This is a genomic window from Hydrogenophilus hirschii, from assembly GCF_054656675.1.
The window spans coordinates 716,841-741,777 of sequence record NZ_BAAHXQ010000001.1; the positions used below are offsets into that span (position 1 = coordinate 716,841).

Consider the following 24,937-nt stretch of genomic DNA (forward strand, 5'->3'; position numbering starts at 1 on the left):
GGCAAGGGGCGATTATAGCGAGGGAAGGGCGACGAGCGATTGCCGTCCTGCCCATTCGGCTCCGGGGTCAAGGGTGATCGGTGCGGTGAGTTGCGCCGCTTCGACGCAAAGGAAACGCCGAAACCCATCTGCGGGCAGATCGGCCAGGTTGTGGTGTTCCCCGGGGTTCCAGACGACGAGATTGGCAAAGCCCGCTTGGTCGATGCCCGTGGCCACTTTGCCACTTTTCCAGAGCAGCGCGCGCGTAGGCGCTGGATAGACGCGGTTCACCGCGCGATCGACGACCAGTTCGGGCGCGGTCTCTTTGACCGCTTGCCATTGGGCATTGGCGTCCTGGTAGGTGAGCCCGTACAAACCGGAGAGTTGGGAAAGTTCGAGTTCCGGAGTGGCCAGATAGGTATGCAATCCACCGGTGAAAGAGAGGGGGGTGCTTCCGTCGTTTCCTACCGCCAACTCGACATCCAAGCGGTCGGGGGAGAGCATTACGGTAACTTCCGCCCACCAGCCTGAGGGGATTTCGTCACGATAGGACGCAGGGAGCGCGTCCGGCGTGAGCCGCCACGTTGCGAAGACGAACGCTGGGTCTTGTTTCTGTTCTGTCATCTGCCACAGGACGCGCCGCGCAAACCCGTGGCGTGTGCGGGGGCCTTGGTCGGCCCACTGCGGAAAGATCACTGGGATGCCGCCGCGAATGGGGGTAACGCCATCCCCTGGGTTTTTGGGGCTCAGGTAGAGCCGTTCGATGCCGTCGGCGGGGATCCAGGAAAGCACGTGCGCGCCCCAGTGGCTCACCGTGACCTGAGCACCGCCAATCTGAAGCCGCACGACGTCGAGCCCGCACCAGCGGTCGGTGGTGATTGCGGTCGGAGTCATCTTCGATTGCCTCAATGCAGCGGTTGCAAGGGAAGGACACCGTGCTTGATCGTTCGATCTTCGGGGTCGTCGGAGAGGGTGAAACCGAGACTCGCGACGAACCGCAGCATCCGTTCGTTGTTCGCGAGAAAGACGCCGCGCATCTCTTTGAGGCCACGGTTGCGTGCCGTTTCGATCAGCACCTGCATCAGTTTGCGCGCAAGGCCCCGGTGCTGCCACGCATCGGCAACGACGATCGCGAATTCGCACGTTTCGCCGTCGGGGTTTACCGCGTACCGTGCCACCCCCAGTTCGATCTCTTTGCCGTTTTGTGTCGTGACCGCGATGAACGCCATTTCGCGGTCGTAATCGATTTGGGTCAGCCGAGCGAGCATCGCGGGCGGCAGCTCGTTGAGCGTGGTCATGAAACGGAAGTACTTCGTCTGTGGCGAGAGGTTGCGGACGAACTCCGCTTCCAGTTCGGCGTCTTCCGGCCGGATGGGGCGGATCAGCACGTCGGTGCCGTCAGGCAGCGTCCAATGTTGGACGAGGTGAGACGGGTAGGGGTGGATCGCCATGTGCGCGTAGCGATCCTGTGACGGGTTCGTAGGGGTGAGTGAAATTTTGGCGTCGAGCGCGATCGCGTCGTGTTCGTCGACGATCAGCGGGTTGATGCTCAGATATTCGATCCACGGCAATTCGCAGACCATTTCTGAAACCCGCAGCAGGACGTATTCCAGCCGTTCGAGCGCTACCGCGGGCATGTTGCGCCACTCCTGCAGCATCGGATAGATGCGGCTCGACCGAACCAGGTCGTGCGCCAGGTATTTGTTGAACGGCGGCAGCGCAACCGACATGTCCTCTTCGGGAACGGCCCGTTTGCCCCCTTCGCCGAAGTAGATCACCGGCCCGAAGACGGGGTCGCGTTTGACGCGGATCATCACCTCGCGGCCGTAACGACGAATCACCATCGGTTCGATCACTACCCCTTCGATTTCCGCTTCAGGCGCATTTTTTTGCACTTCGGCGACGATCTCCTGAAACGCGGTGCGTACCGCCGCCATGGTGGTGAGGTTGAGTCGCACTCCGCCGCTGTCGGCTTTGTCGATGACGTTTTTCGCCTGAATTTTCATCGCCACCGGCAGTCCAATCTCTTCGGCGAGCACGATCGCTTCGGTGACGGTGCGCGCCAGCATCGCTTGGGCAATCGGGATGCGAAACGCAGAAAGGACCGCTTTGGCCTCCATCTCGTTGAGGCGTAGCCGCCGTTCGGTGAGCGCGGCTTCGATGATCAGTTCGGCGCTCTCGATGCGCGGCGCTTCGAAATGGGTGAGCGGCGGGGGGGTCTGCGCCAGCAGTTTTTGGTTTCGGTAGTACGACGAGACGTGCGAGAAGAGCTCGACCGCAGGTTCCGGCGCACGGAAGGTGGGGATCCCCGCCGCTTGGAATTTTTGCCGCGCTTCCTGGACGTGCGCCTCTCCCATCCAGCAGGTGACGACCGGTTTGTCGGCTTTCGCTTCGAGTGCGATGATCCGGTCTGCGACCGCGGTGGGGTCGGTCATCGCCTGGGGCGTGAGAATCACCAGGATCCCGTCGACCTCTTTCGCAGCCAGAAGGGTTTGAAACGCAGCGCCGTAGCGTTCGGCGTCGGCGTCGCCCAAAATATCGACCGGGTTGGCGTGGGACCAGTTCTGGGGCAGCAGTTTGTCGAGTGCTTCGCGGGTGGTATCCCCGAGTTCCGCAAGCGGAATGCCCAGGTCCGCGGCGCGGTCGGCAGCCATCGCGCCGATTCCGCCGCCGTTCGTGAGGATCGCCAAGCGGTTGCCGCGCGGACGAAGTCGGGCAAAAAGCGCGGAGAGCGCGGCGTAGAGCTGCGAGATGTTATAAAGACGAATCACGCCACTACGCCGCAAGGCCGCGTCGAACACTTTGTCGTCGCCTGGCTGATGGCCTGCGTGGAGATGAATCGTGCGCATCACTTCGGGATGGCGTCCCGCTTTGAGCACCAGCACCGGTTTGACGCGTGCCGCAGCACGCAACGCGCTCATGAAGCGGCGCGCGTTCTTGATTCCTTCGATGTAGAGCACGATCGCTTCGGTGCGGTAATCTTGCGCCAGGAAGTCGAGCACTTCGGCAAAGTCGATATCGACGCTCGCGCCAAGCGAGACCACCGCCGAAAATCCGACCCCCGCCGGTTTTGCCCAGTCGAGTACCGCGGAACAGAGCGCACCGGAGTGGGAGATGAACCCGATCGACCCTTTGAGCGGAGCGGTCAGAGCAAATGAGGCGTTGAGCCCGATCTGCGGCCGCATCACACCGAGACAATTCGGGCCCAACAGGCGCATCCGGTAGCGACGTGCTGTTTCGATCAATTGCCGCTCCAACCGTTCGCCGCGGGCGCCCGATTCGGCAAAACCGGCAGAGAGTACCGCCACCATCTTGACGCCGGCTCGGCCGCACCCTTCGACCACAGCGATCACCTTTTCCGCGGCGACGCAGATCACCGCGAGATCGATGCGGTGGGGCACCTCTTCGATCGACGGATAAGAGGGGAGGTCGAAGATTTTTTTATGTTTGGGGTTGACCGCAAAGAGGCGGCCGGTGTACCCACTGTCGATCAGGTTGCGGATCACGGTTCGACCCAATGACCCGGCACGTTCGGAAGCACCGATCACGGCGACCGAGCGCGGTTCGATCAACGGTTGCAAGTAGTGGTTCTCCTGCACGGCGAAACTCTCCTAGGGCATTGCGGCGAAGTGTACCGCATCGCACCGACTCTGTGCGCGTACAATCCCACTTATTCGCAAACGATTCGTTCGAACGACCAGGGAGATGACGATGCACGAATGGCTGAACCACTTGACGCAAACCCGGTGTTGGCAAACGAACGCCTATTGGGGTGGTGCGTGGCATCCGGGATCGGGCCGATTTCCCGTGCGGAACCCGGCAACAGGGGAAACGATCGCCGAAGTGGCCGATTGCGGACGCAGTGAGACCGAGGCGGCAATCGACGCGGCGGCGCACGCTTTCGCGACGTGGAAAAATACCCTCGCGAAAGAGCGATCGGCGCTGTTACGGCAATGGCATGCGCGCATCATCGAAAACGCCGAACCCCTGGCGCAATTGATCACGCTCGAATGTGGGAAGCCGCTGGCGGAAGCTCGGGGTGAAGTCGCCTATGCGGCGTCGTTCGTCGAGTGGTTCGCCGAAGAGGCGAAACGGGTTTATGGCGATCTCATCCCGACTCCGCAGGCGGATCGCCGCCTCATGGCGTGGAAACAGCCCGTTGGGGTGTGCGCAGCGATCACGCCGTGGAATTTTCCCGCTGCGATGATCACCCGTAAGGTGGCTCCGGCGCTTGCGGTGGGGTGCACGGTGGTGGTGAAGCCGGCGGAGCAAACCCCGCTCACGGCTCTGGCTTTGGCGGCGCTGGCCGAAGATGCCGGTTTCCCCGCCGGGGTGTTCAATGTGATCACAGGCAGTCGGCCGGAGGAGATCGGCGAGACGCTCACCGCGAGCCCGATCGTGCGCAAACTCTCCTTTACCGGCTCGACCGAAGTCGGTCGCCTCTTGATGGCGCAATGCGCACCGACGTTGAAGCGCCTCTCGTTTGAACTGGGTGGCAACGCCCCGTTCATCGTGTTCGACGATGCTGACCTGGACGCGGCAGTGGCCGGGGCGCTGGCGTCGAAATACCGGAACGCCGGGCAAACGTGCGTCTGTGCCAACCGGTTGATCGTCCAAGAGGGGATCTACGACGCTTTTGCGGAACGGTTCGCGGCGGAGGTGGCCAAGTTGCGCGTCGGTCCCGGGTGGGAAGCGGGCGTCGCAGTGGGGCCGCTCATCGATGCAGCTGCAGTCGCCAAAGTGACGCGCTTGGTCGAAGAGGCGGTGTCTCGCGGGGCGCAAGTACGTTGCGGCGGGCATCTGCTCACGGAATTGGGCAACCAGTTCTACGCCCCCACGGTGCTCACGAACGTCACCGCGGAGATGGCGATCGCCAGTGAAGAGATCTTTGGCCCCGTCGCGCCCATCTACCGTTTTCGTACCGACGACGAAGCCGTCGCGCTTGCGAACGCGACCGAATATGGCCTTGCGGCCTACTTCTACGCGCGCGACGTGGGGCGCGTCTGGCGGGTAGCCGAGCAGCTCGACTACGGGATGATCGGGATCAACACCGGGATCATCTCGAGCGAGGTTTTCCCCTTTGGCGGCGTCAAACAGTCGGGGTTTGGCCGCGAAGGGTCGAAGTACGGGGTCGACGAATACCTAGAGGTGAAGGCGATCTGTCTTGCCGGCGTGTGATCGTTGTAGAACCCGAGTAAGGGAGGAACCATGAGGGAAAGGAGCCGTAATGTGGGGTGTGGATCGGTCGGTTCGAGCAGAGGCAGTGCTTGGCGCGACCTTTGGGTGGGCGCGCTCGTTTTGACCCTGTTCTCAGGGGGTGTCACCGCATCGGGTCTTGAGCCCTCGACGCGCGGCGCTGCGCCGCTTGCTGAGGGTTCCGCGACCCTGTCTGCCGAAGCTGCGGCGGAATGGGAGGGGCGGCAAACGGTTACCGAAGCCGAAGTCGAGGCGGCGATCGCGACCCTTCGTTGCGGGCAAACCCCGTTCTTTTGGTGTGCCGGTGGGATCGGCTTGGAGGAGCGGGTGGCGTTACAACGGCTCAGAGACCGTTTTACGGTCTGCGTCGAGTGGGCGCAAAAGGAGCGCCCTTACCTTGCTGAAGCGACCTTGACCCTCGAAAACGACTCCGGCGCGGTGGTTTGGCAAGGCGGCGGGTTGGGGCCGCTTTGGTGTGCGCAGTTGCCAACAGGGCGTTATCGGTTGGTCGCCTCTGCGCTCCCAGTCGTCGAATATCCCCCTCAGGATCGCTGGGTCGAGGTGACGCCGCAAGCTCCCCTTAGGCGCGTGACGTTTCTCTGGTAACAGTCGCCACTGGTCGGAAAGAGGCGGCGATGGCGATGAGCTGCGCGGCCAAATCGGCGAACGTCGCCTCAGAGAGCGTGGAAAAGGAAAAGTGCGCCACGATCGGGCCCGACCAGGTGGCAAGCCCTTTGCGGTAACGGGGGTCGTAGTGGCGCACCATCAGGTCACGGTAGAGCGCGGCGAAATCGCCCCGATCGATCCATTGCTGCCAGTGCGCGAGCACGGCGTTCGGGACCACCCCTTTGAGGCGCAAAAGCTGCGCTTTGAGCGCTTTGCGGTCGTGGCGCCAGAATCCATACTCGGCCAGAACCAGCGCTAGGCGCGCGTCGATGGGGGCTTCCAACGTGACGCGCGGCGCTGCGCGCATCTGCTGCCACAGCGTCTCAGGCAGGTGGCAGGTGCCGATGCGGCGATTCTCCGCTTCCACGAAAACCGGTTGGGTGGGATCGAAGCGGCGCAGTGCGGACCAGAGCGCCGTCTCGAACGCTTTCTGGGTCGGTTGTGGCGCGCCGTCCGGCGCTCGCCCCAACAGCGAACCGCGATGGCGCGCCAACGCTTCCAAGTCCAACACCTGTGCGCCCAGTTGTGCCAGAGTGTGCAGCAGCTTCGTCTTGCCACAACCCGTAGGACCTGCGAGCACGAAAAGCCGCAACCGAGTCGGCAACGTATCGAGTTGCGCTAGGACATGACGGCGAAACGCCTTGTACCCGCCTTCGAGCTGCGCGGCGTCCCAACCAATCAACCGCAGCCAGGTGACGAACGCGCCGCTTCGCTGCCCGCCGCGCCAACAATAAACCAACGGGCGCCACGAACGCGGTTTGCCCTGAAACTGGTTTTCGATGTGGTGCGCGATATTTTTCGCCACCCACGCCCCCCCGATTCGCCGCGCTTCGAACGGGGACTGCTGTTTGTAGATCGTACCGACGATCGCCCGTTCCCGGTCGTCCAGCACCGGGCAACTGATCGCGCCGGGAATGTGGTCTTCGGCGTATTCGGCGGGACTACGGGCGTCGATCACCGTATCGAACGCGTCGATCTCCGCTACCGAAACGAGGGGGGCAGTTTCGCGGGGCATTGGCGAACCATGGAGTGGACTCGGGTGCTATTATCGCGCAATTCGAACGGGTGTTTTCAAGGAGCGAGCTGGGAATGACAGCAGCGGTACGGTTGACAGCGCTCGCGCACGGTGGCGGCTGCGGGTGCAAGATTGCGCCCGGCGTACTCGAACGGCTCTTGCGGGAGATTCCAACGGGGTGCGTTCCCCCTGAGCTCTTGGTGGGTTATGACAAAACCGACGACGCTGCGGTATGGCGATTGAACGAGACGCAGGCGCTCATCGCCACCACCGACTTTTTCCTTCCCGTCGTCGATGATCCGTTCGACTTCGGCGCGATCGCTGCGACCAATGCGCTTTCCGACGTCTATGCGATGGGGGGACGCCCGATCCTGGCGCTTGCGGTCGTCGGGATGCCCGTCGGAAAACTGCCCGAGGCGGTGATCGCGCAGATTTTCGCGGGCGGCGCTTCGGTGTGCCGCGAAGCAGGGGTGGCGCTTGCCGGGGGCCATTCGATCGACTGCGTCGAGCCGTTTTACGGCCTGGTCGCGCTGGGGCTGGCACACCCCCGGGAGATCAAGACCAACGCCGGGGCGCGGCCGGGCGACCAGTTGATCCTGACCAAACCGCTTGGGATTGGCATCCTCTCCGCGGCGCTCAAGAAGGGATTGCTGACTCCAGACGAATATGCGGAAATGCGGCGGTGGACCACCTGTCTCAACCAGGTGGGAGCCCGTTTGGCCGCCGACCCGGAGGTGCATGCGCTCACCGACGTCACCGGTTTCGGCCTGGCGGGACACGGATGGGAGATGGCGCGTGCAAGCGGTGTGGTGGTGCGTTTCCACGCAGCGGCGCTGCCGGTGTTGCCCGCAGCGCTCCGTTACCTTCTCGAAGGGATCAGCACGGGCGCTGCAACGCGCAACTGGCAAAGCTACGGCAACGCGATCGACCTCTCTGCGCTGCCGGAAGCAAAGCGCGCCTGGTGGCAAGCGGTCGTCACCGATCCGCAAACGAGCGGTGGTCTTTTGATTGCGTGCGCCCCTTCTGCGGTGGAGCGGGTGTGGCGCGCGATCTCGGAGACGCAAGGCGGAGGTGGGGTGGTGATCGGTTCGGTAGTCGCCGGAACGCCAAAAGTTGAGGTATTGCCGTGAACGGATCGGCGCATTGGGCGGTAACCGGTTGGGGGCGTCGCGCGCTGCTGTTAGCAACCCCGATCGTTCTGCTCTGGGGAACTGTCCTCTCCCTCAAACTCACGCCCGCCTTTTTTGCGGGTGTGCTCACCTTTGGTGCCTCTCAGGCGATGACCCAGCGTTTTGCTCGCTCGCCCGCTTTTGCCCGCCATGCGCGTCTCTATTCTGCCGCGGTGGTGGCCGTGGTGACGCTCCTTTTGATCGTCGGATTGGTCGAGTTCGTCTTGTGGGCGCCGCAAGCGATCCCAAAGCTCTTCAAACAGTTGGCGACCACGCTCGAACAGTTACGGGGTCTGCTGCCCGCCTGGGCGAGCTATCTGCCCGATTCGGTTGATACCGTGCGCCGCGAGGTGATCGTATGGCTCAAAGCGAACGCAGCGGCGGTGCAGAGTTGGGGGCTGCACACCGCACGGGGGATAGGGTACGTGATCCTGGGGCTCGTCATCGGTGGGCTGGCGGCCGTTCAGGTTGCCTGGGCGAGCAGCGATGCGCCCAATCCCAAACCGCTTCCCCCTTTGGCGCAGGCCATTTTCGACTACACGCGCGAGCTCGTCGCCAGTTTTACCCAGGTCGTTTTTGCCCAGGTGAAGATCTCTCTGGTGAACACCGCGCTCACCGCCGTTTTTTTGGTGGGGATTTTGCCACTTCTAGGGCGAACGTTGCCGCTCACCCCAGTCCTGCTGGTCGTCACTTTTGTGGCGGGGCTGCTTCCTGTGGTGGGTAATCTCATCTCGAACACCATCACCACGTTGGTGGCGTTGAGCGTCTCGGTGATCGACGCGGTACTGGCCCTGGGTTGGCTCGTTTTCATCCACAAACTGGAGTACTTTTTGAACGCCCACATCATCGGCAACCGCATCCGCTCCCACGCGTGGGAGATTTTGACGATGATGGTGGTGCTGGAGGCGGCATTTGGGGTGGCTGGGGTGGTGAGCGCCCCCGTTTTCTTCGCGCAACTCAAATCGACCCTGCGGCGCGAGGGGCTGCTGTGACAACAGACGCCCATCCGTCACCGCGACCCGGTTCGGCGCGAAAGTTCCTGACAGGGGATGAGCGGCGCGAGAGCAGGCCAGACCGTTTCGAGAAGGAGCGGCTGCGCTTCCGCGGTGGGATGGAGCCCATCGGCTTGGAACGCGTCACGGTTGAGCGCAATGGGCGCCAAAAGGAACGGAACGAAACCGGCGACCCGTTTTTCCGCTGCCAATTCCGCAAAGGTCGCGGCGAACGCTTCGCTGTAGTCGGGGCCAAGGTTTGGCGGGATCTGCATGCCAACGAGTACCACTTGCGCGCCAGCACCGTGCGCTGCGTCGATCATCGCAGCCAGGTTTTCCCGCATCGCCGTGAGTGACAGACCGCGCAATCCGTCGTTTGCGCCAAGTTCAAGGATCACCAACCGGGGCCGTTCGCGGGCGAGCAGTTTCGGTAGCCGCACCCGACCGCCGTGGGTCGTCTCTCCCGAAACGCTGGCGTTGACCACGCGCCACTGCGGCGCGCAGGCGCGCAATCGTTCGGCAAGGAGATCGACCCAACCGTTACCGGCGCGCAGACCATAGCCTGCCGAAAGGCTGTCGCCGAAGACGAGGAGCGTTGCCGACTGGGCGCGCAGCGCGGTAGGGCGCTCCGGGTTCCCCGGGTCGGGGTTGGCCAGCGCCAGACTGTTCGATAACCGGTTGAGGAACCCAACCGTTATCATCGCACTCAAGAGACGACGACGATTAAGAGAGCAACGCGACATATGATCGAAGCCATCCATCTCACGAAAACGGTTACCCTGCCAAGCGGGGCCACCTTGACCTTGCTCGATGCGGTCGACTTTACCATCAACGACGGCGAGGCGGTCGCGATCGTGGGCGCTTCCGGGTCTGGTAAAACGACGCTCCTTGGACTGCTCGCCGGGCTCGACCTGCCTACGAGCGGAAAGATCGTCGTCGATCGCGCCGATATCGCCACGTGGGACGAAGAGGCGCGCGCCCGTTGGCGGCAGCAAGCGGTTGGGTTCGTCTTTCAGGATTTCCAGCTCCTCTCCCACCTCACCGCGTGGGAGAACGTAGCGCTACCACTCTGGCTCAAGGGCGACGGGGATGCGGAAAAGCAAGCCAAAGCGTGGCTCGCTCGTGTCGGTTTGGCCGAACGGCTCAGTCATCGCCCGGAGACGCTCTCCGGTGGCGAACAGCAACGCGTCGCGTTGGCGCGCGCTTTTGCGTGCAACCCGCGCTATCTCTTTGCCGACGAACCCACGGGAAACCTCGACGCCGCTACGGGCGAAACCGTGATCGAACTTCTCTTTTCTCTGCAGCAAGAGAGCGGGGCGACGCTCGTTCTGGTCACCCACGATCCGGCATTGGCCGCGCGCTGTCAGCGGGTATTGACCTTACAGCGGGGCAGACTCGTCGCGAACGACCATCCTTCACTGGGATGAGAGCGCGGCGCGTACCGCGCGCGCGGTGGTCCAGCCACTAGCCACCGCGCTTTCCAGCCCGGGAAGCGCGCCGATGGGGGGCAACCAGTCGCCGGCAAGCCACAAATGGCTGGCGATGCGAACCGGTTTGGCAACCATCTGCGGAAGCGCCCGTGCGCTACCCCAGCGCAGAACCTGCGGCCACTGGTGCAGCCGCGCCGCTGTTCGGCCCAATTCAGCGGGCAAAAGCGGCGCTGCGTCCTGCGGTTCGGTTGCCACGACTACCGCTGCTGCGGTGAAGTGCAGTTGCCCGACCGTGGTCACCCGCCACCCCGAATCGCCGTGTGGGGTGAGCGTCATTACTGGGGACGCGATCTGTACCACCTGTCCGAACCGACCGATCCGCCGCGCGAGCGCCACCGCAAACCATTCGCTGGCAGCTTCCGCTACCTGCCACGCATGTCTTTGCGGCGCCGAAAAACGCATGATGGCGCGAAGCAGCGGCGCGAGACGTGGCCAGGTCAGGGTTGTGACTGACTCTCCACACCATTGGGCAGCCAATTGTGTGAGCGCAGCGCTGAGCGGCGCGGGCGGAGTGGCGATACGGAACCAGGCATCGAGCGGCGTATCCGGATGGCGACGCCCCCACGCCCGCAACCGCCAAAGCCAAAAGAGGGGGTGGGGAACGGGCGTTCCCTCGATTTTGGGCCAACCGGTTGCGGGGATTGACCACTGCTGCGTTCCGGCGTCATCCCCCCAGGTGAACGGAAGCGAACGGAGCGGTTGCAGGGAAAGCACACCCGTACGCATGAGTTGTTTCAACGTCGGAGCGGCGGCTGGGAAACGAAGCGCATTTTCTGTCAGTTCGGCGAGCGCCCCGCCCAGTTGCGCACGCTTTTCCAGTACGATCACGGAATACCCCCAACGCGCCAACCGCCAACCAGCGGTCAGTCCCGCTGCGCCCGCCCCGATCACGACGATTCGTTTCACTGCGCTCCTTTTCGAGGGGTGATCGTTCCTGCCACACGGTGGTATGATCGCACGCATCGTTCGCATTCGACAAGGAGCCGCGCGACATGGCGATAACCCAAGAGGCTGTTCGATCGGTGCTTGCGCAGACCATCGACCCCAATCGCGGAAAAGATTACGTGACCACCGGTGCTGTTCGGCAAATCGCGGTCGACGGCGACGCCGTTTCGGTCCAGATCGCGCTCGATTACCCCGCAAAGAGTCAATGGGTAGCGATCCAGCAGCAGATCGAAACCGCGCTTCGTGACGCGTTGCACCCTTCGGCGCTTTTTGTCGAAGTGACCAGCCAAATCGGCATCCACAAGGTGCCGCCCGGGTTACGGCCGCTGCTCGGTGTCGCGAACATCGTCGCGGTCGCGTCGGGTAAAGGCGGTGTGGGGAAGAGCACCACCGCGGTCAATCTCGCGCTCGCGTTGGCGGCAGAAGGGGCGAAGGTCGGGATTTTGGATGCCGACATCTATGGCCCCTCGATTCCGCAAATGCTCGGGCTTGGCCATCACAATCCGGTCTCGGAAGACGGGAAGAAGATGCAGCCGCTCACCGCGTATGGGATCGAAGCGATGTCGATCGGCTTCATGGTGGACGTCGAAACGCCGATGATTTGGCGCGGCCCGATGGCTTCGCAGGCGCTGGTGCAACTCCTCACCGAAACCGCGTGGCACGACTTGGACTACCTCATCGTCGATATGCCACCGGGAACGGGGGATATCCATCTCTCGCTCGCGCAGAAAGCGCCGCTCACCGGCGCGGTGATCGTCACGACCCCGCAGGAGATCGCGCTGTTGGACGCGCGCAAAGGGCTCAAGATGTTCGAAAAAGTCCAAGTCCCCGTTTTGGGGGTGATCGAAAACATGAGCCTGCATATCTGCTCGCACTGCGGTCACGTCGAACCGATCTTCGGCGAAGGGGGGGGCAAGAAGTTGTGCGCCGACTACGGCGTGCCCTTTTTGGGGGCGTTGCCCTTGGATCGTCGCATCCGGGAAGAGACCGACGGCGGCAAGCCCACCGTGGTCGCCGAACCCGATGGCCCGATCGCCGAAAAATATCGGGAAATCGCCCGGCAGGTGGCGATCGCGATCGCCGACCGTGGCAAAGATTTCACCCACAAAATGCCCACGATCGTGGTCAGGAACGACTGAACGCAACGATGAGCATCAAATCGGACCGCTGGATACGCCGCATGGCAGAAGCGTATGGGATGATCGAACCGTTCGAACCCGAACTCGTGCGGCAAGTCGACGGCGCACGCGTCGTCTCGTTCGGCACCTCGAGCTACGGCTACGACGTGCGCTGCGCCAACGAATTCAAAATCTTCACCAACATCAATTCGACGATCGTCGACCCCAAGAATTTCGATGAACGCAGCTTCGTCGACTTCGTCGGTGACGTCTGCATCATCCCGCCCAACTCGTTTGCGTTGGCGCGCACCGTCGAATACTTTCGCATTCCGCGCAACGTACTCACGGTTTGCCTTGGGAAGAGCACCTACGCGCGCTGCGGCATCATCGTCAACGTCACACCGCTTGAACCGGAGTGGGAAGGGCATGTGACGCTCGAATTCTCCAACACCACGCCGCTGCCGGCGAAGATTTACGCAAACGAAGGCGTGGCGCAGATGCTCTTCTTCGAATCGGACGAGGTGTGTGAAACGAGCTACCGCGACCGGGGCGGTAAGTATCTGGGGCAACGCGGCGTGACCCTGCCGCGCATGTGAAGCGACAACGACAAAGGGCGACGCGATGCGTTTTCATTTTCCTATCGTCATCATCGACGAGGATTTCCGTTCGGAAAACGCCTCCGGCTTGGGGATTCGAGCGCTCGCGCAGGCGATCGAAGCCGAAGGAATGGAGGTGCTGGGGGTGACGAGTTACGGCGACCTCACCTCGTTTGCCCAGCAACAGAGCCGGGCGTCGGCGTTCATCGTCTCGATCGACGACGAGCAGCTGCAAGACCCGCTGCAGGCGGCTGAGGTGATCGAACAGATTCGCAATTTCGTCGCCGAGATCCGTTTTCGTAACGCCGACATTCCGATCTTCCTCTACGGGGAGACACGCACCAGCCGCCACATCCCCAACGACGTGTTGCGCGAACTCCACGGCTTCATCCATATGTTCGAGGATACCCCGGAATTCATCGCGCGATACGTGGTGCGCGAGGCGCGCAACTACCTCGACAGCCTCGCTCCCCCCTTCTTTCGGGCGCTTACCCATTACGCTGCCGATGGATCCTACTCATGGCACTGCCCGGGGCATTCGGGTGGGGTGGCATTCCTCAAAAGCCCCGTCGGTCAGATGTTCCACCAGTTCTTCGGCGAAAATCTCCTGCGCGCCGACGTCTGCAACGCCGTAGAAGAGCTGGGGCAGTTGCTCGATCACACCGGGCCCGTTGCGGCGAGCGAACGCAACGCCGCGCGCATTTTCCACTGTGACCATCTGTTTTTCGTCACCAACGGAACCAGCACCTCGAACAAGATGGTCTGGCACTACACCGTTGCGCCGAACGATATCGTCGTGGTCGATCGCAACTGCCACAAATCGGTGCTGCACGCGATCATCATGACCGGCGCGATTCCGGTCTTTCTCACCCCGACGCGCAACCACTACGGGATCATCGGCCCGATCCCGGAACGCGAATTCGCGCCAGAAGCGATCCAGGCGAAGATCGACGCACACCCGTTCGCCCAACTGGCAAACGACCGACAACCCCGCATCCTCACGCTGACGCAATCGACCTACGACGGCATCCTCTACAACGTCGAACGGATCAAAGCAGAGCTCGACGGCTACATTCCGACGCTGCATTTCGACGAAGCGTGGCTGCCGCACGCCGCTTTTCACGACTTTTACGGCGACTACCATGCAATTGGCGCAGACCGCCCGCGCTGCGAAACTTCGCTTATCTTCTCCACCCAATCGACCCACAAACTGCTTGCGGGGCTGTCGCAGGCGTCGCAAATCCTGGTTCAAGAGGCGAAACAGGGTGGGTTTGACCGTGACCTCTTCAACGAAGCGTACTTGATGCATACCTCGACCTCGCCGCAATACGCGATCATCGCCAGTTGCGACGTTGCCGCGGCGATGATGGAACCGCCTGGGGGTACCGCGCTCGTCGAAGAATCCTTGATGGAAGCCGCCGAATTCCGCCGTGCGATGCGCGAAGTGGCGCGCGACTACCCCGATTGGTGGTTCCGCGTCTGGGGGCCGGAGCGGCTCGCGGAAGAGGGGATCGGCACGCCCGAAGACTGGATGCTGCGCCCGAACGAACGGTGGCACGGTTTCGGCGAGATCAGCGAAGGGTTCAACATGTTGGACCCGATCAAAGCGACGATCATCACCCCAGGGCTCGACGTCGATGGCGATTTCCACGACTGGGGTATCCCGGCCGGGGTCGTGACCCGCTACCTTGCGGAACACGGCATCGTCGTCGAAAAAACGGGGCTTTACTCGTTCTTCATCATGTTCACCATCGGCATCACCAAAGGGCGGTGGAACACGATGGTGACCGAATTACAGCAGTTCAAAGACGATTTCGACCGCAACCAACCTCTGTGGCGGGTGATGCCGGAGTTCATCGCGAAGCACCCGAGATACGAAAAATGGGGGCTACGCGACCTGTGTCAGCGCATTCACGCGTTTTACAAAGCACACGACGTGGCGCGCCTTACCACGCAGATGTACCTTTCGGAGATGGAACCGGCGCTGCGCCCTGCGGACGCCTGGGCCAAACTGGCGCATCGCGAAATCGACCGCGTCCCCATCGACGCGCTCGAAGGGCGGATCACCGCGATGCTCGTCACCCCGTACCCACCGGGAATCCCGCTTCTGATTCCGGGCGAGCGCTTCAACGCAACGATCGTCCACTACCTGCAGTTTGCCCGCGCGTTCAACCGCTCGTTTCCCGGGTTCGAGACCGACGTGCACGGCCTCGTCAAAGGCGAGGATGGGGAATACTACGTCGATTGCGTGCGCGATTGAACGCGGCGGTAGGTGACGAACGCAAACGGATAGGGGTGGTTCGCGTCCGCCGGGTGTCGCGTGCGTGCAACTTCGACGAATTCCGTTTTGGGCCAAGGCGGAAAGAACGCGTCGGCAGAGACTTCGGCGTCGACCTCGGTGAGCTCCAAGCGGTCCGCAAAGGGCAGCGCCGCGGCGTAGAGCTGCGCACCGCCGATCACGAACACCGTCGGCTCATTCGCCAGCGCCGCCAACGCCTCCTCAAGCGTCAGAAAGCATCGCACCCCAGCGGGAAGCGTCGCCTCCGGCTCCTTATCGGTGCGCGCCTCTTCTCTTTGCGATCGCGCGAGCGTTCGACTCACCACCACATTGACGCGCCCGGGTAGCGGCCGCCCCAGCGAAAGCCACGTGTTGCGCCCCATCACCACCGGCGCCCCCAGCGTGAGCTGCTTGAAGCGTTTGAGGTCGTCCGGCAGATGCCACGGAAGCGCATTGCGGTACCCCAGTTCCCCATTTCGACCCACCGCGGCGATGATCACGATCTCGCTCATACCGCCACCGGCGCCGGAATATGGGGATGGGGGTCGTACCCCTCCAGGGTGAAGTGCTCGTAGCGAAAATCCTCGAGCCGCGTGATCGTCGGGTCGAGTCGCATCCTGGGCAAGGGGCGTGGCGTGCGGGTGAGCTGCAGGCGCGCCTGTTCGATGTGGTTGCGGTACAAGTGGCAATCGCCGCCCGTCCAGATGAACTCGTGCGCGGTGTAGCCGCAAACCTGTGCCACCATCATCGTCAGAAGCGCGTACGAGGCGATATTGAACGGAACCCCCAAAAAGACGTCGGCGCTACGCTGATAGAGTTGGCACGAAAGGCGCCCATGCGCGACGTAAAACTGAAAGAGTGCGTGACAGGGCGGAAGCGCCATCTTGTCGACATCGGCGGGGTTCCACGCCACGACCAGGTGGCGTCGCGATTCTGGATTGTTCTTGAGCGATTCCACCACCTGCGCGATCTGGTCGATCACCCGCCCGTCTGGTGCCTCCCAGCGCCGCCACTGTTTGCCGTAGATCGGCCCCAAGTCACCATTTGCGTCGGCCCATTCGTCCCAGATCGTCACCTTGTTTTCATAAAGGTAGCGAATGTTGGTGTCGCCGCGCAAAAACCAGAGCAGCTCATGAATGATCGAGCGCACATGGAGCTTTTTCGTGGTGAGCAGCGGAAAGGTCTCCCCGCCGTTGAGTGGAAACCGCATCTGATAGCCGAAGACCGACAGCGTGCCGACGCCGGTGCGGTCGCGTTTTTCCACGCCGTGGGTGAGGATGTGGTCGAGAAGCGCCAGATAGGTCTGCATACAAAAACTCGCCGGTTTCTTGATCCAGGTCAAAGAAGCCCGTGAATAACTATGGTAATGTGAAAAATACCACACATGCCATGGGGTGGCGTATGCGCAATCTAGAACTATACCGCGATTCGAACCACCTGTGCGTGCTTTTGCACGAAACCGAAGGGAATGAAGAGGAAGGCATTCACTCGAATCAGTATCTCATTTTGCACCGGGAGGAGGGGGTATTGCTCGACCCCGGCGGTTTCGGCGTGATGCCCGACGTGCTCGAAGCGATGCTCGACTACTGCACGCCGGAGCAGATCAAGGCGATCATCCTTTCGCACCAGGACCCGGACATCGTCGGCGGGTTAGCTTCCTGGCTCGAGATCACACAAGCTCAGGTGTGGATTTCGCGTTTGTGGACCCGCTTCATTCCCCATTATGGTCTCCCACCCAAGGCGGTCGAGCGCCTTATCGCGATTCCCGACGAAGGGGCACGCTTCACCTGGAACGACGGTACGGAACTGGAGCTCCTGCCGGCTCATTTCCTCCATTCCGAAGGCAATTTCCACGTCTATGACCCCACCAGCCAGATCCTCTTTTCAGGCGACCTCGGTGCAGCGGAGATGAGCAGTGCGGCACTCAGCCCATTTGTCGATGACTTCCCCGCCCACGTTTGCCAAATTGCCGGATTTCACCGTCGCTACATGGTGAGTCACCGTGCGGTTGCCGTATGGCGCGCGACCCTGGGGGATCGACCGCTCTCGATGATCGCCCCGCAGCACGGAGCGATCTACCGTGGTCGTGCGATCACTGATTTCCTTGCCTGGATCGACGAACTGCCTTGCGGCGTCGATTGCCTACAGCCAGGCGGGAGATTCCTTCCGTGAACCGTTTCGTCCCCAGTAATCTGGTCGTTTTGCGCCGTGACGTGCTTTGCGCCGCGAGCGCGCTCCTGGAAGAGCAGGTTCGGGCTAGCCAGGCCTTCTCGGCAATCGCCAAGACGCTTCACCGCGTTCACGGGGAACTGGCCAATTCGCTTGCGGAATTGGCTGGGAGAGCCGATGCGGACCTTACCGTTCGGCAATTGGCCAGACGGTGCCAAACGCTGAGAACGACTCTTGCGCTCGTCGAGCAACACTATCAGGCCGATGTCGTCCGGCAGCGCGATGCGTTGCGCGCCCTTCTTGCGGCGTTCAACGAAAGCAGCAAAGTGCTGGCGCAGACGTTGGTAGAAAAGGATCTTCTCGATCGCCACCGGATGGTGCTCGAGCGGGTTGTCCTCTCCTACGAACGGGTGATCAACTGGCTGCCCTTCATCGAAGAGGTGCTCAAGGAGTTTCACGCGATTTTTCCGTTCGACCTCTTTTTCGTCGCGTTTGCGGAAAAGCATGGGTTGACCGCGCACCTCTTCTACCCAGGGCGACCCACAGCGGCACAGCGATCCGATCTGGAACCACAACTCGTGCGCGAACTCCTTGCGCGTTTGAACCAACCGTTTGATGCCGCTGTCGACCTGGCGGTCCATTACCTGGATTGGACGCCGTGGTTTGGGATCGCGACAGCGCAATGCTATCAATTGCTCACCGAGAAGGTGCCCGATCATCGCTCAGGACTGGCCGGTATTCTTGGTGTTGGCTTTGGCACCGCGCAACCGCTCAGCGCGCAAGAGCAAACCGTGATCCGCTCGCTCTTGGCAATCCTGGTGATCGTCGTCGGGTCTAGCCGGGCGCTTTCAGACACGCTGCGCGAGCTTGAGTATTTTTCGATGCACGATCCGCTCACCCACCTCTACAACTGCCGCCATTTTCTCCACATGCTCGAGTACGAGATCGGTCGCAGCGAACGGCACCAGCATGCGTTTAGCCTCATCATGATCGATCTCGACGATTTCAAGGAGATCAACGACACCTACGGTCACCCCGCAGGTGACCTGGCGCTCACAGAGCTTGCGAACGTGCTCCAGGCGCAAGTTCGGCAAGGCGACCTCGCTTGCCGGATTGGCGGCGATGAGTTCATCTTGTTGCTTCCCGAAACGCCGCTGGAGGGTGCTAAGGCGCTCGCGCGCAAACTCTGTGATCGGTTGCGCGCCCATCGTTATTTCTATCAAGGGACCTCATTTCATGTGACCTGTTCACTGGGCATTGTGAGCTACCCGCAAGACGGAAAGTCGGTCCATGAACTCCTAGCGCACGCCGATCTGGCTGCCTATGAGGCAAAACGGCGAGGAAAAGACGAAATCTGCGCTTATGACGACCTCAAAACGCGCCGGACGGGCGGCGCTTTGACGCGTGACTCCCTTGCCGAGCAGCGCAGCAAGGTGGAAGCGCTTCGCGAAGCGCTCGCCGAGCGACGCATTGTTCCGTTTTTTCAACCGATCGTCGATATGGCAAGCGGTCAGGTGGTTGCGTTCGAGGTGCTCGCCCGCCTCATCCCGTCGGTAGGCGACCCGATCCCAGCAGGACGGTTCATCACGGTAATCGAAAAATATGGTTTGGGACGCGAACTCGACCGCCAGATCATTGCAGCAGCGCTCGCGGCGTTGCGTAACTTTCCAGGGGAAAAACCCACCCTTTTTCTCAACCTATCGGTACAGGAGATCCAAAACCGCAACGTGCTCGGTTTTGCGGCACGCCTTTGCCACCAGTGGGGGCTGGATCCCGGCCGCATCGTCTTCGAGCTCTTGGAGCGGCACGCTGTCGACGATCTCGAGAAGATGCGCCAGTTCATCCGGCAATTGCGCAAAAGAGGGTTCCGGTTTGCGCTCGACGACTTTGGCAGCGGCTACAACAGCCTGCACTATCTGCGGGAACTGGAGCTCGATTTCGTCAAGATCGACGGCGCGTTCGTGCGGGGCATGCAAACGTCGCGCATCTACGAGGCGCTGGTGCGTAACCTCTCCAATCTCTGTGCGGATCTCGGCATGCAGACGGTAGCGGAATTCGTCGAAAATGACGAAATGTTTGCCATGTTGCAGAAGATGGGGATCACCTATGCGCAGGGCTACTACCTCGGTTTGCCGCTGCCTCGCCTGCCGGTGGTAGAATCGCCACCGCGCACTGGCTCCCCGTAGTTCAATGGACAGAACGAGCGCCTCCTAAGCGCTAGATCCAGGTTCGATTCCTGGCGGGGGGACGAAAGTGGCTATGAAAAAACATCAAAAAACCCCTCAACTTTTCCAACCGTGTGCTGATAACTCTATTAGAATTGCGAAATTTGGGCCTCCAACCCAAAGGGGAAGACGATGCGCATCAACCAGCCTGTAACCCAGCGTGAATACCCGGTGCGCGACGACTGCGCGATCATCAGCCACACCGACGAAAAGGGTCGCATCACCTATTTCAACGAAGATTTTCTGGAGTATGCCGGCTTTGCGCCCGAAGAGTTGATGGGACAACCCCACAACATCATTCGGCACCCCGATATGCCGCCAGAAGCATTTCGTGACCTCTGGGCCACGCTCAAAGCGGGACGTCCTTGGCAGGGCATGGTGAAAAACCGGCGCAAAGATGGCGACCATTACTGGGTCAAGGCTACCGCAACCCCGAAGCCGGGGGGCGGTTATATGAGCGTGCGGATGAAGCCCACGCGCGAAGAGGTTCAAGCCGCGGATGAACTCTACGCGCGGATGCGCGCCGGGGAAAAGATCGCACTCGAAGGGGGTAAAGTCCGCGCAGGCGCCATCACCCGCTTTTTGCGGCGCATTACCCTCAAGCAGCGGGTCGTACTCCTCATGCTCTTTCCGGTGATCGGTTTTGGGTTGTTGTTGGGTCTGGAGTGGTATGAATACGGGCAACCGTCGCTGCTTTCTTTTCTATTCACGCTCCTTGTTGTGGTCGTGACGCTGACGGTCGGTGGGTGGACGGTCAGCCGCCTCTCGCACGGTTTTGCCGAAGCGCAGCGCATCGCCCGTGCGGTGGCAAACGGCGAACTCAAAGTCGAGTTCGACGACATGGGGCGGGACGAGCTCGGCGAACTCTTCGACGCGCTTCAGATCATGCGCAACCGCCTCTTCGAATTGGTCTTTACGCTCCAGCAACAGCTCAAAGCGGTGCAGGAAGCGCAGCACGCGGCAGAGTCCTCTGCGCAAGCGATTGCCGCCAGCGCGCACCAACAGGCCGAAAATACCCAGGCGATTGCTGCTTCGGTCTCGCAGAACACCGCTTCCGCTCAAAAAATTGCCGAACACGCTACCGTTACGGCCAAAGCGGCCGTTGCGGCGCAGCAGGCGGTCGACACCGGCGCGCGAGTCGTTCACCGTGCCGCCGACGAGATCGCGCGTATCGCCCTTTCCGTCCGAACGTCGGCAGCGAATCTCACTAAGCTCGAAGGCATTGCAGGTGAAATCGGCCAGATCATCCAGACGATCCGCGAAATCGCCGATCAAACCAATCTGTTGGCACTGAACGCCGCGATCGAAGCGGCGCGCGCAGGCGAACAGGGGCGCGGTTTTGCGGTAGTCGCCGACGAGGTGCGGAAACTGGCCGAGCGCACCGCGAAAGCAACGCTCGAAATCGGGACGATGATCGAACGCATTCAGGAAGAGACGCGCGTCTCGGTAACCAGCATGCAGGAGGGGGGGGTGGCGCTCGTTGAAAAAGGGGCGGAGAGTGCCCACGAAGCGGGGAACTCGGTCGAGGAGATCAAGCGGGAAGCCGAAAAGGTGATCTCCGCTGCGCAGGAGATTCAGCGGGCGATGCACGAGGAGCTCGAAGCGCTGCGCGAAATTGAAAAGAACGCACAACAAATTGCCCAAGGGAGTCAGTCGGTCGAAGAAAAAGCGCATACCGTCGTTGCAGCCGCAGGCCAGGTGGGGCGTGCGACGCAGCAAGTCATCCACACCGCGTCGCTCTTCAAGACGTAGGCAGCATTCCGAAACGTTCTTGCCATCGTTGCCAAAAGGCGTCGGGTACCGGCGCCTTTTCCCGTTTCGCATAATCGAAGGTGACAACGCCGTGTTTGCCCCGCGCCACTTCGCGCCCGCTCGCTGATTCCGTCAATTGCCAAACCAGGTCGAAACCGTAGCGATGGGGGTCGGCGATGCCCATCGCGCAGAGCAGCCGTTCGCCGTGAAAGGCTTCGCTGCGGTACTGCGCCGCCACGTCCGCGAGGATGATCCCTGCGCCGCCAATGTCTACCTGGGAAAAGCCCAACTCGGCCAAAAGCCTGCAGCGCGCTTCCGCGACCAGCCCCAAGAGCCGTGCATTGTCGAGGTGCTGCCCTTCGTTGATGTGTTCGATGTAGATCATGAGTTCGGTGACGAACGGCAGATGTTCGGGTAGGGCGATCTTGATGCGTGCCATGATGTGTGTAACCCATTCGTATCGGAACCTGGAAAGCCGATGATGATAACAGGAAAGCGCTGTACCACTTTTCCTTGCCGCACAGGCTGGCCGCGCTATAATGGATGTGGTGCTAACCCCAATCGAACCGGTGTCCATGCCGAAAACGATCGCGCTCCTGCGAAACGTCCCGCTTTTCTCGTTGCTCGAGGATAAGACTCTGACCCAGGTGGCTGAGGCAGCACAACCCGTAGCCCTGGAACGGGATCAGGTCCTCTTTTTCCGCGGCGACGCTTCGCGGGGGTTCTACGTGGTCGTGCAAGGGCGGATCAAACTCTATATCGACGGGCCGAATGGCGTGGAAAAGGTGATCGAAACGGTAGGGCCCGGCGGTACCTTCGGCGAAGCGGTGATGTTTCTGCGCCAGCCTTACCCAGTAAACACCGCCGCGCTGACACCGGCAGAAGTGCTTTTCATCCCGCGCGATGTGATCGAACGGTTGCTCGACGCGAATCGCGATTTCTGCCAACGGATGCTCGCCGGGATGGCGATGCGGTTGCGATCCCTCATCCACGATATCGAAACCTATTCGGTCTGTTCGGCAACCCAGCGCGTGATCGGTTACCTCCTGCAATTACTGCCGGAAGCAGGGGTGGCGACCAACGATGGCCCCATCTTGCTCGAATTGCCGGTGCAAAAATATGTGTTGGCCTCTCGCCTCAACCTGAAGCCAGAGACGCTCTCAAGGGTCTTTTCCGACCTTGCAGCCGAAGGTCTGTTACGCACCAGCGGGCGAAAAGTGTGGATTTTGGATTTGGAAGGACTGCGCGCCTTTGCGCCCCAAGAGGCGTTCTTGCCGCCTTGCCGCTGACTCTGATGACGCCAAAGTTCTGCCAGCGGTGCCCATTGGTCACCCAAGAGGTCTTGCGCACTGCGCGCGACACGGAACACCCGCTGCGCGACTACACAACGGGTGTTTCGACGCTCTGTGTGTGGCGGGTTACTACTGATGCAGGACGTCTGCGGGTAACGCGTCTGTTTTGACACCGACACCTTGTTCGATATTGGGCAATCGGTGGGCAATGCCTTTGTGGCAATCGATGCAGGTTTTGCCTTCCTCACGCGCTTGCATGTGCATCAAATTGGCGCGCCGCCCTTGGACGCTGTAGTCGAAGTAGTCGTAATTGTGGCAGTTCCGGCACTCCTGCGAGTCGTTCGCTTTCATGCGCGCCCATTCGTGTTGCGCCAGTTCGTGCCGTTTCGCCAGAAATTTCTCGCGCGTGTCGATCGTTCCCAACAGGTGATGCCACAGTTCGTTCGACGCCTGAATCTTGCGTTTGATCTTCGGGAACCACTCTTTGGGTACGTGGCAATCGGGGCAGGTGGCGCGCACGCCAGTCCGGTTCTGGAAGTGGATCGTTTGCCGATACTCCTCATAGACGTTGTCGCGCATCTCATGGCAGGAGATGCAGAACGCTTCCGTATTGGTGAGCTCGAGCGCCCAGTTGAAACCGCCCCAGAACAGGATACCGACGACGAAGGCCGCAACCAGCGCTCCGAGGCCGAAAGGGCCGAAACGGCGAGCAGTTTTGTTGTTCTCATCCATTGTCAGCTCCTAGGTTCATTGCCGCCGACCTTGCACCGGCGTGAAGGTGTTTTCCACGAGCGGTCGTGCATTGGTTTGCGGGACGTGGCACTGATTGCAGAAGTAGCGGCTTGCCGCGATATTGGTCAGCTCCGACCCTTCGCGGTCACGGAAGTGGGTGATGCTGATTCGGGGTGCATGCATCTGGGTAGCGCGATCCCAGGCGTGGCAATCGAGGCATTTGTTGAAATTGAGTGAGATTTCATACCCGTCGATCTTGTGTGGGATGAGTGGTGGCTGCTGGACGAAATCACGGGGTAAGGGTTCACCGTCCTTGGGTGGTTGGTAATTGCCGGGGGGGAGATCCGGGTCGTCCACTTTGCCACCGCGAAGGGTTTGCACACTTTGTGCGACAGCAGCAGAGGAGAGCAGGAGTGCAGTGAGATACAGAAGCGATTTTTTCATGGTTCTCTCCGATCAAAACGATGGGTCATGCGAAAGACGGATTTGTCGCATACATCGATGCAGCGACCACACGTGGTGCACTGTTCGCTGAGAATGAGCGGGTGGGATTGGCCTTCCGCTTTGAGCGCAGGCCGAATCACTTGCGGCTCGGGACAAACGGTAAAGCAATCCATGCAGTCGTCGCATGCGCGCCGGTTTGCTGCGCTGACGCGGACCAGTGCGGCTTTGCCCAAGAGCGAATAGGCTGCCCCCTGCGGGCAGACGTGACCGCACCAACCCCGTGGCGCCAGCAAAAGGTCGTAGAAAAAGATTGCAACCGGCGCCAACCAGGCAAGCCCAACGCCAAAGATGAGTGCGCGGTGTGTCCAAGAGACGGGATTGACCCATTCCCAGACCATGACGCCGCTTGCGAGTGACGCCAACAGCACCGCACCCAGTAACCAAAAGCGCAGCGCGGCTTTCGGGGCATGACCGCCCTTCAGCCCCAACTGTCGCCGCAACCACGCAGCAGCATCGGTCACCGGGTTGATCGGGCAGACCCAAGCACAGTATGCGCGCCCACCCACGGTGAGATAGAGTGTTGCGACAATACCAACGCCAACGATCGCCGTTGCCTCGGGCCAGTACCCTGCCGCGACCGTCTGAAGGAAGACGAACCAGTCGGTCATCGGGACGGTTTCCAGCACTAGGCTTGCACTCAAATTGCCTTTGAGGAGCCAGACGCCGCCCACGGGACCAACGACGAACGCGGCAAGAATCAACCCTTGCGTCAATCGCCGCAAGACCAACCACCGGTGTCTCGCCCACCATCCCTTCGCTTTGCGGGCTGTTGGGTTGCTGTTCGCCATTACGACCGATGCATGATCGGCAAGCGGTGCA

23 protein-coding genes and 1 tRNA gene are annotated in these 24,937 nt (G+C 61.4%); 13 read left to right on the forward strand and 11 right to left on the reverse strand.

What is annotated here, in order from left to right:
- Positions 1 to 12: 12 nt before the first annotated feature.
- Both ACYQ4Z_RS03575 and ACYQ4Z_RS03580 read right to left on the reverse strand, forming a co-directional pair.
- Positions 13 to 873 carry a D-hexose-6-phosphate mutarotase gene (locus ACYQ4Z_RS03575; protein ID WP_459860056.1) on the reverse strand — a complete coding sequence of 287 codons (861 nt, stop codon included), beginning with the start codon at positions 871 to 873 and terminating at the stop codon, positions 13 to 15.
- An 11-nt stretch (positions 874 to 884) separates the two neighbouring features.
- Positions 885 to 3,578, reverse strand: coding sequence for a bifunctional acetate--CoA ligase family protein/GNAT family N-acetyltransferase (locus ACYQ4Z_RS03580; RefSeq protein WP_459860057.1), 2,694 nt, complete (start codon positions 3,576 to 3,578; stop codon positions 885 to 887).
- Positions 3,579 to 3,690: 112 nt separating this feature from the next.
- Between ACYQ4Z_RS03580 and ACYQ4Z_RS03585 the strand changes: the two genes are divergently transcribed.
- Entirely contained in the window at positions 3,691 to 5,157 is a 1,467-nt protein-coding gene (locus tag ACYQ4Z_RS03585; RefSeq protein WP_459860058.1) for an NAD-dependent succinate-semialdehyde dehydrogenase, read from the forward strand.
- A gap of 30 nt (positions 5,158 to 5,187) precedes the next feature.
- Positions 5,188 to 5,781, forward strand: coding sequence for a hypothetical protein (locus tag ACYQ4Z_RS03590; RefSeq protein WP_145981788.1), 594 nt, complete (start codon positions 5,188 to 5,190; stop codon positions 5,779 to 5,781).
- Here ACYQ4Z_RS03590 and mnmH read toward each other — a convergent pair.
- Positions 5,756 to 6,856: a tRNA 2-selenouridine(34) synthase MnmH gene (gene mnmH, locus ACYQ4Z_RS03595; protein ID WP_219972440.1), complete on the reverse strand. Its 1,101-nt coding sequence runs from the start codon at positions 6,854 to 6,856 to the stop codon at positions 5,756 to 5,758. The genes ACYQ4Z_RS03590 and mnmH overlap by 26 nt on opposite strands.
- 74 nt (positions 6,857 to 6,930) lie before the next feature.
- Between mnmH and selD the strand changes: the two genes are divergently transcribed.
- The gene (selD, locus tag ACYQ4Z_RS03600; RefSeq protein ID WP_459860060.1) at positions 6,931 to 7,986 is read left to right on the forward strand and encodes a selenide, water dikinase SelD; all 1,056 of its coding nucleotides are present in this window, start codon (positions 6,931 to 6,933) and stop codon (positions 7,984 to 7,986) included.
- Entirely contained in the window at positions 7,983 to 9,017 is a 1,035-nt protein-coding gene (locus ACYQ4Z_RS03605) for an AI-2E family transporter (RefSeq protein WP_219972439.1), read from the forward strand. The genes selD and ACYQ4Z_RS03605 overlap by 4 nt, the downstream gene beginning before the upstream one ends.
- A 17-nt stretch (positions 9,018 to 9,034) precedes the next feature.
- On the opposite strand, the gene ACYQ4Z_RS03610 is transcribed toward ACYQ4Z_RS03605, so the two are convergent.
- The gene (locus ACYQ4Z_RS03610; protein WP_285614604.1) at positions 9,035 to 9,718 is read right to left on the reverse strand and encodes an arylesterase; all 684 of its coding nucleotides are present in this window, start codon (positions 9,716 to 9,718) and stop codon (positions 9,035 to 9,037) included.
- A 42-nt stretch (positions 9,719 to 9,760) separates the two neighbouring features.
- On the opposite strand from ACYQ4Z_RS03610, the gene ACYQ4Z_RS03615 reads away from it, so the two are divergent.
- Positions 9,761 to 10,444, forward strand: coding sequence for an ABC transporter ATP-binding protein (locus ACYQ4Z_RS03615; protein ID WP_285614584.1), 684 nt, complete (start codon positions 9,761 to 9,763; stop codon positions 10,442 to 10,444).
- Here the strand turns inward: ACYQ4Z_RS03615 and ACYQ4Z_RS03620 are convergent.
- Positions 10,433 to 11,413, reverse strand: a complete 981-nt coding sequence (locus ACYQ4Z_RS03620; RefSeq protein ID WP_219972437.1) for an FAD-dependent oxidoreductase — start codon at positions 11,411 to 11,413, stop codon at positions 10,433 to 10,435. The two genes, ACYQ4Z_RS03615 and ACYQ4Z_RS03620, sit on opposite strands and share 12 nt — an antisense overlap.
- A gap of 86 nt (positions 11,414 to 11,499) precedes the next feature.
- Here ACYQ4Z_RS03620 and apbC point away from each other — a divergent pair, with 86 nt between their 5' ends.
- The 3 genes from apbC to ACYQ4Z_RS03635 are packed head-to-tail and all read left to right on the forward strand — an operon-like array spanning position 11,500 to position 15,426.
- Positions 11,500 to 12,591 carry an iron-sulfur cluster carrier protein ApbC gene (apbC, locus tag ACYQ4Z_RS03625; protein WP_459860063.1) on the forward strand — a complete coding sequence of 364 codons (1,092 nt, stop codon included), beginning with the start codon at positions 11,500 to 11,502 and terminating at the stop codon, positions 12,589 to 12,591.
- An 8-nt stretch (positions 12,592 to 12,599) separates the two neighbouring features.
- The gene (dcd, locus tag ACYQ4Z_RS03630) at positions 12,600 to 13,166 is read left to right on the forward strand and encodes a dCTP deaminase (RefSeq protein WP_119334935.1); all 567 of its coding nucleotides are present in this window, start codon (positions 12,600 to 12,602) and stop codon (positions 13,164 to 13,166) included.
- A gap of 25 nt (positions 13,167 to 13,191) precedes the next feature.
- The gene (locus tag ACYQ4Z_RS03635) at positions 13,192 to 15,426 is read left to right on the forward strand and encodes an arginine/lysine/ornithine decarboxylase (RefSeq protein ID WP_217126343.1); all 2,235 of its coding nucleotides are present in this window, start codon (positions 13,192 to 13,194) and stop codon (positions 15,424 to 15,426) included.
- Here the strand turns inward: ACYQ4Z_RS03635 and ACYQ4Z_RS03640 are convergent.
- A complete protein-coding gene (locus ACYQ4Z_RS03640; protein ID WP_459860066.1) occupies positions 15,402 to 15,956 on the reverse strand; it encodes a dihydrofolate reductase in 555 nt (184 codons plus the stop codon). The genes ACYQ4Z_RS03635 and ACYQ4Z_RS03640 overlap by 25 nt on opposite strands.
- Entirely contained in the window at positions 15,953 to 16,753 is an 801-nt protein-coding gene (locus tag ACYQ4Z_RS03645; protein WP_459860068.1) for a thymidylate synthase, read from the reverse strand. Before ACYQ4Z_RS03645 ends, ACYQ4Z_RS03640 begins: the two co-directional genes overlap by 4 nt.
- Before the next feature lie 92 nt (positions 16,754 to 16,845).
- Here ACYQ4Z_RS03645 and ACYQ4Z_RS03650 point away from each other — a divergent pair, with 92 nt between their 5' ends.
- The 4 genes from ACYQ4Z_RS03650 (at position 16,846) to ACYQ4Z_RS03665 (ending at position 21,590) form a co-directional block, all read left to right on the forward strand.
- Positions 16,846 to 17,616, forward strand: coding sequence for an oxygen-binding di-iron domain-containing protein (locus ACYQ4Z_RS03650; protein WP_119334939.1), 771 nt, complete (start codon positions 16,846 to 16,848; stop codon positions 17,614 to 17,616).
- Positions 17,613 to 19,799 carry a putative bifunctional diguanylate cyclase/phosphodiesterase gene (locus ACYQ4Z_RS03655; RefSeq protein WP_459860069.1) on the forward strand — a complete coding sequence of 729 codons (2,187 nt, stop codon included), beginning with the start codon at positions 17,613 to 17,615 and terminating at the stop codon, positions 19,797 to 19,799. Before ACYQ4Z_RS03650 ends, ACYQ4Z_RS03655 begins: the two co-directional genes overlap by 4 nt.
- Positions 19,790 to 19,861 (forward strand) — tRNA-Arg (locus tag ACYQ4Z_RS03660). The genes ACYQ4Z_RS03655 and ACYQ4Z_RS03660 overlap by 10 nt, the downstream gene beginning before the upstream one ends.
- 109 nt (positions 19,862 to 19,970) lie before the next feature.
- A complete protein-coding gene (locus ACYQ4Z_RS03665; RefSeq protein ID WP_459860071.1) occupies positions 19,971 to 21,590 on the forward strand; it encodes a methyl-accepting chemotaxis protein in 1,620 nt (539 codons plus the stop codon).
- Here ACYQ4Z_RS03665 and ACYQ4Z_RS03670 read toward each other — a convergent pair.
- Positions 21,580 to 22,029 (reverse strand): acyl-CoA thioesterase, encoded by a 450-nt coding sequence (locus ACYQ4Z_RS03670; protein WP_219972431.1) that lies wholly within the window; start codon positions 22,027 to 22,029, stop codon positions 21,580 to 21,582. The genes ACYQ4Z_RS03665 and ACYQ4Z_RS03670 overlap by 11 nt on opposite strands.
- Before the next feature lie 136 nt (positions 22,030 to 22,165).
- Between ACYQ4Z_RS03670 and ACYQ4Z_RS03675 the strand changes: the two genes are divergently transcribed.
- Positions 22,166 to 22,879 (forward strand): Crp/Fnr family transcriptional regulator, encoded by a 714-nt coding sequence (locus tag ACYQ4Z_RS03675; protein WP_459860073.1) that lies wholly within the window; start codon positions 22,166 to 22,168, stop codon positions 22,877 to 22,879.
- Positions 22,880 to 23,011: 132 nt separating this feature from the next.
- Here the strand turns inward: ACYQ4Z_RS03675 and ACYQ4Z_RS03680 are convergent, their stop codons facing one another.
- Genes ACYQ4Z_RS03680 through napH form a run of 3 tightly spaced genes read right to left on the reverse strand, consistent with a single transcriptional unit; the run spans position 23,012 to position 24,906 of the window.
- A complete protein-coding gene (locus ACYQ4Z_RS03680; RefSeq protein WP_219972430.1) occupies positions 23,012 to 23,614 on the reverse strand; it encodes a NapC/NirT family cytochrome c in 603 nt (200 codons plus the stop codon).
- A 15-nt stretch (positions 23,615 to 23,629) separates the two neighbouring features.
- Entirely contained in the window at positions 23,630 to 24,058 is a 429-nt protein-coding gene (locus tag ACYQ4Z_RS03685; RefSeq protein WP_459860075.1) for a nitrate reductase cytochrome c-type subunit, read from the reverse strand.
- A complete protein-coding gene (gene napH, locus ACYQ4Z_RS03690) occupies positions 24,055 to 24,906 on the reverse strand; it encodes a quinol dehydrogenase ferredoxin subunit NapH (protein ID WP_459860468.1) in 852 nt (283 codons plus the stop codon). Before napH ends, ACYQ4Z_RS03685 begins: the two co-directional genes overlap by 4 nt.
- Between the last annotated feature and the right edge of the window lie 31 nt (positions 24,907 to 24,937).